The organism is Sulfuricaulis sp. (assembly GCF_041499725.1).
Classification (GTDB): Bacteria; Pseudomonadota; Gammaproteobacteria; order Acidiferrobacterales; family Sulfurifustaceae; genus Sulfuricaulis.
Map to the genome: position 1 here is coordinate 1 of NZ_JBGQKW010000031.1, position 13284 is coordinate 13284.

Below are 13284 nucleotides of genomic sequence, written 5' to 3' on the forward strand. Positions count from 1 at the left end.
GTCGCAGGGCAAGGCCGTCGATCAGCGCACCGATCTCTACGCGTTGGGCCTCATTCTGTACGAATGCCTGACCGGCCGCCGGGCGTTCGCCGGCGCCACGCCGGTGGAAGTCGCGCTCAAGCAGATCAAGGAACGTCCGGTTCCGCCGCGCCAGTTGCTGTCGGCCACGCCGCCGCATCTTGAAGCGATCGTGATGCGTTGCCTGGAGAAGGAACCGTCACGGCGCTTCGCCAGCGCCGCCGAACTGCAGCGTGCGCTGACGCCGCCGAGCGAGTCATCCCGAAGAAGTGCGCCACGCTGGCAAAAGCTGGCGGCGATTTCGGTCGTCGCCCTGTTGGCGGTCGTAGTGGTGCACAAGACCGTGAAGCAGGCAAGCTCCTCGCCACAACCGGCGGCGCCGTTTCAGACGGAGTCGGCGTCCACGGATTTTCAAGATCAGCGTCAGGTCCCGGAGGAATTGGTCAAGTTGTTCCAGGCCGCGAAGCAGGGCGATGCGGCGGCGCAGGAGCGCGTCGGCCGCTTGTACCTCGATGGCCCCGAACGCGCGCGCGACGAACGCAAGGCGTTTTTCTGGACCCGCCGGGCGGCCCTCAGCGGAGATCACAACGCGCAACTCACCATCGCGCGGATGTATGAAAGCGGTCGCGGCGTTACGCAAAATCGAATCGGTGCTTATGTCTGGTACAGCGTGGCGGCCGCTTCCGGCAGCGAGCCGGCGCGCGAGTCGCTCGGTCGCCTGAAGGGCGATCTTTCCGGCGACGAGATTACCGCCGCGGAACAGCGCCTGCGTCTGCTGCGGGGCGGCCAGGAAAATTAGCGGCCACAAATCGAGCGATTGTCCCCCCAACAAAAAACCCGCGTCAGCGGGATTTTTGTTGGGGTTGCATCTTTCGCTAATGGCTGCGCACGAGATTGCGGCCCTCCTGTTTGGCGGCATATAGCGCTTCGTCGGCGGCCTTGACGAGTCCGGGGCCGGTGTCGCCATCCTGAGGAAAGGCGGCAAAGCCGATACTGACCGTGACCTGGATCTCGACTCCCTGAGGGGTAATGGTGAGTGACTCGGCGACGCTGGCGCGGATGCGCTCGGCCAAGATAGCGGCGCCGCTGGCATCCGTCTCGGGCAGGATCACGGCCAGTTCCTCGCCGCCGTAGCGACACACCGCGTCCATGGGGCGGGCGCTCAGACGGATCAGGTCCGCGACGGCGATCAGCGTTTCATCGCCGGCCTGATGTCCATAGCGATCGTTGACGTTCTTGAAGTGGTCGATGTCCAGAATTATCACGGACAAGGACTTGCCGTAACGCCGTGCTCGCTGCGTCTCTTCGCGCAATCGGTCTTCGAATTCCCGGCGGTTGTATAGACCGGTCAGCCCGTCACGGCTGGACAATTCTTCCAGCTGGGTCTTGTGCTCCATCAGGCTCTCGGCCATGGTGTTGAAGTCGCGCGCCAGCCGGCCGATTTCATCGTTGTGATTCAGATCCAGCCGGTAGGTGAGATTGTCGTTCGTGAAATGCGTCATGCCTTTTTCGAATTCGCGCAGCGGCACCAGCACCGAACGCGCGAGCCACATCGCCCCCGCCACGGCACTGACCAGCCCGAAGCCGATCGCGGCGGCAATTATCAGCAGAAAACGGCTTTCCGCTTCGTTGATTTGCGAGCGTTGTGCGCTGATCTCGCTGTAGTAGGCATCGTAAATCTGATCCAGGGTGAACATGATCTGATTCACGCTCTGGTCCATCTGGTAAAGCGCCGCTTTGGGCGCGGTTGAGGTAAAGATGCGGTTAGCGAGCACAACGCTGTCCTGCCATTCCCGCCGGGCATTGGCCAGCAGCGTGTATTCCTGTGGCCCGAGGAAAGGTTTTGCCAGAATCTCGACAAAGGCATTTTCCGTGGCCTGCGCTTCGGATTTGAACTGCTCGCGTAGAACGTATCTCTGCGTGCTCGCGTAATTATTTACCAGCGCGTGGGCGCTGCGGATCTGGTTTTGCAGCCGCGAGGTTGTCTGGAGTTTATAGACGGGTTGCTCCGTCAGCCGGTTGAACTGCTCGGCCGCGTGTTGCAGAAAAATGCCCGAACCGATCGCTACCACGACGAGTGGGATGAAAACGACGCCCATGGTGACCAGAAGACGGGTTCGCAGCGACAGATTTTTGAAGGAAAACAGATTCACCCGATATGGTCCCTCGCCGTTGTCCGCGATTGTTGCGGCGGCATGAATCTGCTTGAACATTCCCGATGGGTTGTTATTTTCCCGGTCCTGTCATTTGAATGCAGCGTGTAGGGCTTCATTATCCGGAAATCCTTATGTGCCGCACATCATGCCACCCCTGCCGTTTCTTTGTATAGACCCATGATGTTGCGCGTTGTTTCGCCGCCCGGTTCGGATGGAAAAATATCCGCCGGTATAACATTCTGTTAATGAAAAACAATTCAGGTTCTGAGGCTTGTCATTGACAGACCTGGACGACGGGAGTAGGTGTATAGGTGCCGATAATGATGCAGTTCTGCATGGTTTGTTTATTTTATTTCAAGTAAAGGAGCACGCTATGCGTATTTCGACAACCGATCCCATTTCCGGGGCCGACATCAACAATCCCGAGGGCCGCCCGTTCGTCATCGAGGGAAAAGGGGAGGGAGCGCTCAAAATCTATTTTGAGAACGAGGACAACAAGAAAGCGTACCTTGAGATCCAGACCGAGCATCCGGGCGAGGATTTCACCACCAACCTGGATAACCCGGCGAGGATGGGCACCGAGAAGTGACGTGCGGTTTGCCTGCGCTCCGGATCCGTCCGATGCCTGTGACACGAAGTGACGCGTGATAGGCACGACGGAAAGGGCTGTTACGTTGCCGGTTCGGGGATGCTGCGCTTGCTCTCGAGCCACTTGAGCAGCGGTTCCCACTGCTCGGTATCGCGCGTGACCTGCGAGCGGTGGAGGTCGAAGATTCCCAGCCCGCGCGCGTCCGCCACCAGATAGTTCTGGCTCTCGCGCAGGGTGGCGATAAACGGAATCCGCAGGCGCGAGAGAAACCGCTCGAGGTTGTGATAGATCTGGGTGTTGAGCGTGCTGTAGGAAATGCTCATGCGGTTCAGCACGCTTTCCATGGTGTTCTGGATCGAGGTGTTTTCGTGCACGCGGTTGGCGACCACCGCCAGGCGCGTCTCGTTCCGCACGATTTTCCCGACCAGCAAAGCCTCGTGAATGAAATGCGCGGCGGCGCGGATGTCGGTCGGCGAGGGCAGCACCGGGATGATTACCGTCTGCGCGCGGCGCACCAGCGCCGTCAGGTCCGGGCCGTGGGCTCCAGCCGGTACATCCATGATGACGTAATCCGTGGAACGCGGCACGCGCAGGGGCTCGCGCCACGCGGCGATGCCGCGAATCGGCGGACGGTCCTGCGGACGCGCCTCGAGCCATTCCATGCTCGATCCCTGCCGGTCGAAGTCCGCGATCACCACCGATTTTCCCTGTGCCGCGTAATAACTCGCGAGATTGGTCGCGAGCGTGCTCTTCCCGCAGCCGCCTTTGGCGTTAAGCAGCATGATCTTGCGCATGGTCTCTCCTTGAGGGTGGGGTCACGGGTGGCGCGTATTCAAGGAAGCTCTGATTAATTCTCCCGTTCGCCCTGAGCCTGTCGAAGGGTGAACGGGAAGCGATTGGACGGATTGGGGTTTCGCCCGTTCGTGGTTCGACAAGCTCACCACGAACGGAATTAATCAGAGCTTCCTTAATTTCGACCTGCTTCGCTCGTCTTGTCATTTGATGAGCTGTGCTTGTTTGTGTTCTTGATCTTTCCATCCTTCGGTCTGTAGACGCGGCATCCATGCCGCACTTCTCCGGCTACAGAGCGCCATAAGTCTATTCCAGCGCGCCGGAAACCTCTACCGGCTCAGCGCGCGCCGCGGCCGTTCTTTCCGCGGCGGCGGGGCGGCTTTTTCGGTCCGGGTGGATGGTCCGGCTGGCGGTGGGGCGGTTCGTCCTCGTCCATCAGTATCCGGTGTGCCGGTCCTTCCAGGTCGTCGAACTGCCCGGAGCGGATGGACCACAGAAACGCCCAGACGATCACCCCGGCCAGGAGCACGGCCAGCGGCACGAGCAGATAAAGAATCTCCATGGGTCTAACCCGGAACCGCCGCCACGGGCACCGCCAACTCCCGGTGGGAGTGACGGGTGAGACGCAGGGCATTGGCCACCACCAGCAGCGAGCTGGCCGACATCCCGAGCGCCGCCATCCACGGCGTGACATAGCCGGCCGCGGCGGCGGGAATGGCCAGCAGGTTGTAAACCACCGCCCACACCAGATTCTGGCGGATGATGGCGAGCGTGCGGCGCGCCACGGCCAGGCCGTCGGCCAGGTGCGGTAATTTCTGCGACAGCAGAATCATGTCGGCGCTCGCGGCCGCCACCGCCGTGCCGCCGCCCATGGCGATGGAGACCTGGGCCGCGGCCAATACCGGAGCGTCGTTCACGCCGTCACCGACCATGGCGACTATGGCGCCCTGTTGTTGCAAGGCCCTGACCCGCTCGAGCTTGTCGCCGGGCCGCAGATCCCAGGCCAGATCTTCAATGCCCAGACTGTTCGCCACGCGCCGCGCGGCAGTTTCATGATCGCCGGTGAGCAGCATGACCGTCTTGCCCTGGCGTTTGAGTTCAGCGATCAGCTCACGCGCGCCGGGCCGCAGCTCGTCGCTGAGCACAAAGGCGGCGTGCAGGGCCTCGCGCCCGGCAAGCAGCACCACGGTATCGCCGCGCCGCCGGAGTTCCCGCAGCATTCCGGGGTCTGCGGCGAGGCCGGCCTGTTCCTGGATGTAGGCGGGGGTACCGAGAAAAAATATCTGGCCATCGACCACGCCGCGCATGCCGGCGCCGGGGGTGTTGACCACGTCCGTGGCCCCGGGCCCGCCGGGCTCGGTTGCCTCGATTAGCGCGCGCGCGATCGGATGCTCGGAGTGGTATTCGAGGGCGCTCGCGCGGCGCAGACATTCCGCGCCGGTCAGTTGCGAAAGCGTCCGGGTTTCCAGCAGCCGCAGCCGTCCGCGCGTAAGCGTGCCGGTCTTGTCGAAAATGAAATGGGTGGCGCGGGCGAGCGTCTCCAGCGCGTGACCGCGCGTCACCAGCAGGCCCAGGCGCGTGAGCTGTCCGGTGGCGGCGGTGATGGCGGCGGGGGTGGCGAGCGACAGCGCGCAGGGGCAGGTGATCACCAGCACGGCGATGGTGGCGGACAGCCACAGCGGTGAATCCTGTTGCCACCAGTAAAGCGCCACGAGGCCCGCGAGCAGTAGCACCGCGACCACGAACCCGCCGGCGACGCGGTCGGCCAGTTGCGCCATGCGCGGTTTTTCCGCGACGGCGCGGTCCAGCAGCCGCAGGATGGACGAGAGCACCGTGTCCGGTCCGGTTTTTTCAACCCGCGCCACCAGCGGGCTTTCGATGTTGATCGACCCGCCGATCAGTGTTTGCCCCGGTGATTTGTTGACCGGCAGGCTTTCGCCGGTGAGCAGCGACTCGTTCACGCTCGATTGGCCCTCCAGCACGACGCCGTCGGCCGGAATGTGCTCGCCGGGACGGATGCGCACCCGGTCGCCCGGCCGCAATTCCGCGGCGGCCACGGTTTCCTCGGTCACAATATATTTTACCCTCTCCCCGCTTGCGGGGAGAGGGTAAGGGAGAGGGGTGGCGGGGGAGAGGGAGTAGATAAGACGCGTGGCCGAAGCGGGCGTGGCCCGCACCAGCGCCTCGGAGGCTTCCGTGGCGCGCTTGCGCGCCGCGGCTTCGAAATACCTTCCGCTCAGCAGAAAAAACACGAACATCGTGACCGAGTCGTAATAGACCGCACCCTGACCGGTAATGGTGGCCCAGACGCTGGCCACGAAGGCGGTGAGTATGCCGAACGAAACCGGCACGTCCATTCCCGCCTGTGCGTGCGTCAGATCGCGCCACGCCGAAGCGAAAAAAGGCAGCGCCGAATACAGCAGCACCGGCAGCGTCAGCAGCAGGCTGATCCAGTGAAAAAAAACGCGGTACTGCGTTTCGGTTTCCACCCACCCGCCGACGTACAGCGCCTCGGCCAGGATCATCACCTGCATGCTCATGACGCCGGCCACGCCCAGCCGGCGCAGCAGCTGCTTGCGCTCGTGTTCCAGCCGTTGTTGATGACGCCCGGGATCGAACGGGTGCGCGAGATACCCGATGCGGCTCACCGCCTGCAGGATATCGCTCAGGTGAATGCGGCGCTCATCCCATTGCACGCGCGCACGCTGCGTGGCGTAGTTGATGTGCACCGCGAGCACGCCGGGCAGGCGCGCGAGGTGCCGTTCATTGAGCCACACGCAGGCGGCGCAGGTGATGCCCTCGAGAATCAGCGCGGCCTCGCGCACGTGTTCGCCTTCGACGCGCACGAAACTTTTCTGCACTTCCGGGTGATCGTAGACGGCGGTCTGGCGCAGGAATTCCGGCACGATCTCGCGCGCCGTGGGCGCTTGCGCGGTGCGGAACTTGTAATAATTACCCAGGCCGCCGTCGATGATTGCCCGTGCCACGGCCTCGCAACCACGGCAGCACATCGGCCGGTGCACGCCGTCGATTTCCACGGCGATGTCCAGGCTCTCCGGCACTGGCAGGCCGCAGTGGAAACAGACTGCCGTGGCGGCTTTTTCGGCGGACGACGACAGGGCGACAGGGATGGACATGGCGGTCGACGAAATGCCCGATTCAGGCAGAATCATTCTAACCGATTCCCGCGGCGGCGCGATGCGTGTTCACCACGACGCCAAACGATTATCCGGATCAAGGGGTATCCGGCTTGGATTCTTTTGGCTTAACGGAATACTGGGCCTTTTAGGGAAGCTCTGATTAATTCCGTTCGTGGTGAGCCTGTCGAACCATGAACGGACGAATCACCTTTTATTTACGGCATTTCCCGTTTACCCTTCGACAAGCTCAGGGCGAACGGGAGACTTAATCAGAGCTTCCTTAGCTTTCCTCATCGTTGACGTAGGTGACGGTTTGCAGGAAACTTGGCCGCGCGATCCATATCGGAAGGTGGGAGAAAAAGCATGATCCTGAGTCACGTCTGGGGAATGTTGTTCCATCCGGAAGCAGAATGGAAAACGATACGCAAGGAAAACTGCACGGTCGGCAAATGCTTCTGTTCCCACGTACTGTTGCTGGCCGCCATTCCTCCCATCGCCGGTTACATCGGCACCACCCAGGTCGGCTGGCAGGTGGTTTCGCGCGAAGTACATAAGCTCACGCCCGAGAGCGCGATCTCGATAGCCATCCTGTCTTACCTCACGATCCTGGTGGCGGTGTTCACCATCGGCAAGCTGATCCACTGGATGGGCCGGACCTACGGCAGCAAACAGACCTTGCCCCAGTGCATCGCGCTGGCGGCGTATACCGCGACACCGCTTTATCTCTCCGGCATCATGCTGCTGTATCCAATGCTATGGCTGAACCTGCTGATCGGCCTGCCGGTGCTGGGCTACACCGTGTACCTGCTTTATACCGGCGTGCCGATCATCATGGGAATTCCGGAGGAGCGCGGTTTTCTGTTTTCCACCGCCGTGCTCGCGGTCGGGCTGGTGACGCTGGTGGCGGTGCTGGCGGCGACGGTGATTCTTTGGGATATCGGCGCCGGGCCGGTCTTCGCCGGTTAGCAGCCGGCGCCGGTTTGATCTGTGTCAACGTGGCACGCGACGTGACTATAGTAGCTTTCCCGCGTTGCCCCGGGAGTCGAGCGCGGAACAACGGCATTTAGATAGCGTTAATTAATCACAAGGAAAAACGTAAGAATCATGGCCGCGCAGGAAACTTATAATTACAAGGTCGTACGGCAGTTCGCCATTATGACCATCGTCTGGGGCATTGTCGGCATGCTGGTCGGCGTGTGGATCGCCGCCGAGATGGCTTGGCCGGCGCTCAACATGGACATCCCGTGGCTGACTTTTTCGCGCCTGCGTCCGTTGCACACCAACGCGGTGATCTTCGCCTTCGGCGGTTCGGCGCTGTTCGCCACGTCGTATTACGTCGCGCAGCGCACCTGTCATGTACGCCTGTTCAGCGACAGACTCGCGGCCTTCACCTTCTGGGGCTGGCAGGCGGTGATCGTCGCGGCGGCCATCTCGTTCCCGCTCGGGATCACGCAGAGCAAGGAGTACGCCGAACTCGAATGGCCGGTCGACATCCTGATCACGCTGGTCTGGGTCGCTTACGCCGTCGTGTTTTTCGGCACGCTCGTCAAGCGCAAGGTGAGCCACATCTACGTCGCCAACTGGTTCTATGGCGCGTTCATCCTCACCATCGCTGTGTTGCATGTGTTCAACAATCTTGCGGTCCCGGTGTCGTGGACCAAGTCCTACTCGATCTACGCCGGCGTGCAGGACGCGATGGTGCAGTGGTGGTACGGCCACAACGCGGTGGGCTTTTTCCTCACCGCCGGATTCCTCGGCATGATGTATTACTTCATTCCGAAACAGGCGGAACGGCCGGTGTATTCGTATCGCCTGTCGGTAGTGCATTTCTGGGCGCTGGCGTTCACCTACATCTGGGCCGGCCCGCACCACCTGCACTACACCGCGCTGCCCGACTGGACCCAGTCGCTCGGCATGGTGTTCTCGCTGATCCTGCTGGCACCAAGCTGGGGCGGCATGATCAACGGCATCATGACGCTGTCCGGCGCGTGGCAGAAGTTGCGCACCGATCCGATCCTGAAATTCCTGATCGTGTCGGTATCGTTCTACGGCATGTCCACGTTCGAGGGTCCGATGATGTCGATCAAGACGGTGAATGCGCTGTCGCACTACACCGACTGGACCATCGGCCACGTGCACTCGGGCGCGCTCGGCTGGGTCGGCATGATCTCGATCGGCGCGATGTATTTCCTGATACCGCGCCTGTTCGGCCGCCAGATCTACAGCCTGAAGCTCATCGAGACGCATTTCTGGATCGCGACGATCGGCATCGTGCTGTATATCTCGTCGATGTGGATCGCGGGCGTGATGCAGGGTCTCATGTGGCGCGCGGTCAACACCGACGGGACATTGACCTATTCATTCGTCGAATCCGTGCAGGCGATGCATCCGTTCTACATCGTGCGCACCCTGGGCGGTCTGTTCTTCCTGGTCGGCATGTTGCTGATGGCCTTCAACCTGTGGAAGACCATTGCCGGCGCCAAACCCGTCGAGGCGTTCATCCCCGCCCCGGCCGCGGCGATGCACTGAGGAGACCTGCCCATGGCAACCGGACATGACAAAGTCGAAACCAGCGTCGCGCTGCTGGTGATCCTCACGGTACTGGTAGTGGCGGTCGGCGGACTGGTGGAGATCGTGCCGCTGTTCTTCCAGAAATCCACGACCGAACCCGTCGAGGGCCTCAAGCCCTATAACGCCTTGCAGATCGAAGGGCGCGACATTTACGTGCGCGAGGGATGTTACCTGTGCCATTCGCAGATGATCCGTCCGTTCCGCGCCGAGACCGAGCGTTACGGCCACTATTCCGTGGCGGGAGAGTTTGTGTACGACCATCCGTTCCAGTGGGGCAGCAAGCGCACCGGCCCGGACCTGGCGCGCGTCGGGGGACGTTACTCGGATGACTGGCTGCGCGTGCATTTCATGAACCCGCGCGACGTGGTGCCCGAGTCGATAATGCCGGGCTATCCGTGGCTGGCGAAGAACCAGCTCGATCCCAGCCTGATCCAGCGCAAGATGCGGCTGTTCAACAAGTTCGGACCGGGCACGCCCTATTCCGCGGAGGACATCAAGAACGCGCCCGCGGATCTGGAAGGCAAGACCGAGATGGATGCGCTGATCGCCTATCTGCAGGGCATGGGCACGGCGATCAAGGTGCGGCGATGAACTTCGGCCTCATACATTCGGTGTGGACGGTGCTGATGTTCGTGCTGTTTATCGGCATCATCGTGTGGGCCTGGAGCGCGAAGCGCAAGCGCGGATTCGACGAGGCCGCGCGCCTGCCCTTAGAAGATGAGGATTCTCACTTACTCCCCCTCTCCCCTCGGGGGAGAGGGCAAGGGGAGAGGGGAGAACCCCTCATCCCCACCCTCTCCCCGACCCCTCTCCCGCCTGCGGGAGAGGGGAGTTCTGTAAGATCGGAGCCGGGCGCGCTACGCGCGACTTCTTCTACGCGCGGAGGGAAGCAGCATGGCTGATTTCACGAGCGGCTTCTGGAACTGGTTCATTATTATCCCGGTCGTTATCGGGATCATTGGGATGTTCGCGCTCAACCGCTGGATGACCGGCCCCAAGCGCAAAGAAGGCGAAAAACCCAAGACTCATGGCCATGTGTGGGACGAGGACCTGCAAGAGCTGAACAACCCGCTGCCCAAGTGGTGGCTGAATATGTTCTACATCACGCTCGTGTTCGGCATAGGTTACCTGGCGCTGTTTCCGGGCTTGGGAACCTTCGGTGGCATCCTCGGCTGGACCGAGAAGGGCCAGTATGAGAAGGAAATCGCGACCGCGGACAAGCAGTTCAATCCGTTGTATGAAAAATATCTCAAGGAAGACCTCAAGCTGCTCTCCGCGAACCGCGAGGCGCTCAAGACCGGCGAACGCCTGTTCGTGAACTACTGCACCGGCTGCCACGGATCGGACGCGGGCGGCGGCCCGGGTTTCCCCAATTTGCGCGACGAAGACTGGTTGTACGGCGGCGATCCGCAGATCATCAAGGCCTCGATCATGAACGGCCGCACCGGCGCCATGCCGGCCTGGGGTGCGGTGCTGGGGCCCGACGGCACGGCGAACGTGGCGGAATACGTTCTGTCCCTCAGCGGGCGGAGCGTGAATGACACCATCGCCGCGGCCGGCAAGGAAAAATTCATGCAACTGTGTGTCGCGTGCCATGGGCCGGAGGGCAAGGGCAACCCGGCCATGGGGGCGCCCAACCTGACCGACAACATCTGGCTCTACGGCGGTTCGAAGAAGACCATCATGGAAACCATCGACAAGGGCCGCGCCGGCCGCATGCCGGCACATGCCGAGTTCCTGGGCGAGGCCAAGGTGCATTTGTTGGCCGCCTACGTCTACAGCCTGTCGCATCCCGTCGAGGGGGATAGAGCGGAGAAACATTGAGCGTGAAACCGCATACCGATGAACCGGAGCGGGAGGAGAAAAACAAGAGCGGCGAAAACGAAAAACAGCGAATACCCTCTTTAGCCGAATCGCAGGAGGAGGTCGCGCGCCGCGTGGCGGAAAAAAAGGCGCGCCAGCCGGCGACCGAACCCCGGCGCCAGACTTCATCCGTGCAGGGCCGCGTCATCCCCATCGCCGAGGCGGATGCGGTTAGCGAGGGGCTGTACGCCAAGCGCCAACGCATCTTTCCCCGCGAGGTGCACGGCTATTTCGCCACGATGCGCGTGGCCATGGCGGGACTCACCCTCGGTATCTATTATTTTCTTCCGTGGTTCAACTGGGGCGAGGGCCGGCAGGCGTTCCTGATCGATCTCCCCAACCGCAAGTTCAATCTGTTCGCCTGGACGTTCTGGCCGCAGGACCTGTTTTTCCTCACCGCCATCCTCGTCATCTCCGCGCTATCGCTGTTCCTGTTTACCGCCATCGCCGGGCGCGTGTGGTGCGGCTTCACCTGTCCGCAGACGGTGTGGACCGAGGTGTTCCTGTGGATCGAGCGCCAGATCGAGGGCGACCGTCCGAAACAGATGAAGCTCGCGCAGTTGCCCTGGAACCATCGCGAGAAACTCCTGAAAAAGACCACGAAGCACTTCGTCTGGGTTCTGTTTGCGGCCTGGACCGGCTTCACCTTCGTCGGTTACGTCACGCCCATCCGCGAGCTCAGCTTCTCGGTCGCGCATCTGGCGCTCGGGCCGTGGGAAACGTTCTGGATCCTGTTCTACAGCGGCACGACCTACGGCAACGCCGGCTGGCTGCGCGAGCAGGTGTGCCTGTACATGTGTCCGTATGCGCGTTTCCAGGGCGCGATGTTCGACCGCAACACGCTGATTATTTCCTACGACAAGGCGCGCGGTGAGCAGCGCGGCGCGCGCAAACGCGGCGCGGATCTGAAACTGGCGGGGCTCGGCGATTGCATCGACTGCACCCTGTGCGTGCAGGTCTGCCCCACCGGCATCGATATCCGCAACGGGCTCCAGGTCGGCTGCATCGCCTGCGCCGCGTGCGTGGACGTGTGCGATTCGGTCATGGGCAAAATGGGATACCCGAAGGGGCTTATCCGCTACACCAGTGAAAACGCGCTGGAAGGCAAGCCGGTAAAAATGTTGCGCCCGCGCGTGCTGATTTATACCGGCCTGCTGACGGCGATTGGCGCCGCGCTGGTCATTGCCGTATTGTTGCGCGTGCCGCTCAAGCTCGACGTGATCCACGATCGCAACGCGCTGTATCGCGAGACTTTCGACGAAAAGATCGAGAATGCCTATACGCTGAGAGTCATGAACATGGACAACGAGGCGCACCGTTATACCCTCTCGGCGCACGGAATCGAAGGACTGCAGCTGCACCCCGACCACGCCGACATCGCGGTGGCCGCGGGCGAGGTGGTGGAAGCGCCGGTGAGCCTGCTGGCCGATCCGCACCACCTGTCGCAGCGCAGCACGCCGGTCTATTTCCGCGTGCAAGCGAGTGATGAGAATGGACTGGCCACGGAACAGACGGCGCGTTTCCTCGGTCCAGTGGAGCGCGAGCACGAAGAAGAGCATGATGGAAAGCATGAAAAAAATCATGAAAGAAAGCATGACAAAGACTAACCGCTGGTATCAGGTGCCGTTCGTGTGGCTGCTGATCGCGATTCCGCTCACGGCCGTGATCGTCGGCTTCGTAGGCCTGACGCTGGCGATCCGCTCCGACGACGGGATGGTGGAAGACGATTACTACAAGCAGGGCATGGCCATCAATCGCATGCTGGATCGGGACAAGGCCGCCGCCGCGGAGGGCCTTACCGGCACCGTGGAGCTGGATGCCACGCATCACGAGTTGCTGATTCGGATGACCGCACGCCAGGCGAAAACGTTGCCCGACAATATTCAGCTCAAGTTGATGCACGCCACACGCGCCGGTTTTGATCGCAGCCTGGTTCTGCCGCGTCACGCCGACGGCACTTACCGCGCGCCGTTGCCCGAATTCGTGCCGGGCCACTGGGACGTGCAGCTCACCGCTCAGGACTGGCGTCTTACCGGATCGCTGTTCATGCCTGGCGATAACCGCCTCGTCATGCGCCCGACGCTTCCTTAAGAGTGCATAACGAAAATATCGACGGGATTTACAAGACTATTGAGGTTTTCTAGATTGGTTGACA

Annotated in this window: 12 protein-coding genes and 1 pseudogene; 9 read left to right on the plus strand and 4 right to left on the minus strand. The window is 61.7% G+C overall.

What is annotated here, in order from left to right:
• Positions 1 to 817: serine/threonine protein kinase (locus ACC569_RS07100; protein ID WP_372522810.1), on the plus strand; the 817-nt coding region annotated here is incomplete at its 5' end.
• A gap of 76 nt (positions 818 to 893) precedes the next feature.
• On the opposite strand, the gene ACC569_RS07105 is transcribed toward ACC569_RS07100, so the two are convergent.
• Positions 894 to 2171, minus strand: coding sequence for a diguanylate cyclase (locus tag ACC569_RS07105; RefSeq protein ID WP_372522811.1), 1278 nt, complete (start codon positions 2169 to 2171; stop codon positions 894 to 896).
• A gap of 376 nt (positions 2172 to 2547) precedes the next feature.
• Here ACC569_RS07105 and ACC569_RS07110 point away from each other — a divergent pair, with 376 nt between their 5' ends.
• A complete protein-coding gene (locus tag ACC569_RS07110) occupies positions 2548 to 2763 on the plus strand; it encodes a hypothetical protein (protein ID WP_372522812.1) in 216 nt (71 codons plus the stop codon).
• Positions 2764 to 2843: 80 nt separating this feature from the next.
• On the opposite strand, the gene ACC569_RS07115 is transcribed toward ACC569_RS07110, so the two are convergent.
• The 3 genes from ACC569_RS07115 to ACC569_RS07125 all read right to left on the minus strand — a co-directional run bounded on the left by ACC569_RS07115 (position 2844) and on the right by ACC569_RS07125 (position 6692).
• Positions 2844 to 3557 carry an AAA family ATPase gene (locus ACC569_RS07115; protein ID WP_372522813.1) on the minus strand — a complete coding sequence of 238 codons (714 nt, stop codon included), beginning with the start codon at positions 3555 to 3557 and terminating at the stop codon, positions 2844 to 2846.
• Positions 3558 to 3892: 335 nt separating this feature from the next.
• The gene (gene ccoS, locus ACC569_RS07120; protein ID WP_372522814.1) at positions 3893 to 4117 is read right to left on the minus strand and encodes a cbb3-type cytochrome oxidase assembly protein CcoS; all 225 of its coding nucleotides are present in this window, start codon (positions 4115 to 4117) and stop codon (positions 3893 to 3895) included.
• 4 nt (positions 4118 to 4121) lie between these two features.
• Entirely contained in the window at positions 4122 to 6692 is a 2571-nt protein-coding gene (locus ACC569_RS07125; RefSeq protein ID WP_372522815.1) for a heavy metal translocating P-type ATPase, read from the minus strand.
• Positions 6693 to 7061: 369 nt separating this feature from the next.
• Between ACC569_RS07125 and ACC569_RS07130 the strand changes: the two genes are divergently transcribed.
• From ACC569_RS07130 to ACC569_RS07160, 7 genes and pseudogenes are all read left to right on the plus strand, one after another.
• Complete coding sequence (locus ACC569_RS07130) at positions 7062 to 7661, plus strand: Yip1 family protein (protein ID WP_372522836.1); 600 nt, start codon at positions 7062 to 7064, stop codon at positions 7659 to 7661.
• A 138-nt stretch (positions 7662 to 7799) separates the two neighbouring features.
• On the plus strand, positions 7800 to 9224 hold the full coding sequence (ccoN, locus tag ACC569_RS07135) for a cytochrome-c oxidase, cbb3-type subunit I (protein ID WP_372522816.1): 1425 nt from the start codon (positions 7800 to 7802) through the stop codon (positions 9222 to 9224).
• A 12-nt stretch (positions 9225 to 9236) separates the two neighbouring features.
• A complete protein-coding gene (ccoO, locus tag ACC569_RS07140) occupies positions 9237 to 9857 on the plus strand; it encodes a cytochrome-c oxidase, cbb3-type subunit II (protein WP_372522817.1) in 621 nt (206 codons plus the stop codon).
• Positions 9854 to 9997, plus strand: a pseudogene (locus tag ACC569_RS07145) (cbb3-type cytochrome oxidase subunit 3); the annotation flags it as partial. The gene ccoO and the pseudogene ACC569_RS07145, both read left to right, overlap by 4 nt.
• A 163-nt stretch (positions 9998 to 10160) precedes the next feature.
• Positions 10161 to 11090 (plus strand): cytochrome-c oxidase, cbb3-type subunit III, encoded by a 930-nt coding sequence (gene ccoP, locus ACC569_RS07150; RefSeq protein WP_372522818.1) that lies wholly within the window; start codon positions 10161 to 10163, stop codon positions 11088 to 11090.
• 2 nt (positions 11091 to 11092) lie between these two features.
• Positions 11093 to 12736, plus strand: coding sequence for a cytochrome c oxidase accessory protein CcoG (gene ccoG / locus ACC569_RS07155; protein WP_372522819.1), 1644 nt, complete (start codon positions 11093 to 11095; stop codon positions 12734 to 12736).
• Entirely contained in the window at positions 12723 to 13220 is a 498-nt protein-coding gene (locus ACC569_RS07160; protein WP_372522820.1) for a FixH family protein, read from the plus strand. Before ccoG ends, ACC569_RS07160 begins: the two co-directional genes overlap by 14 nt.
• Positions 13221 to 13284: the final 64 nt, after the last annotated feature.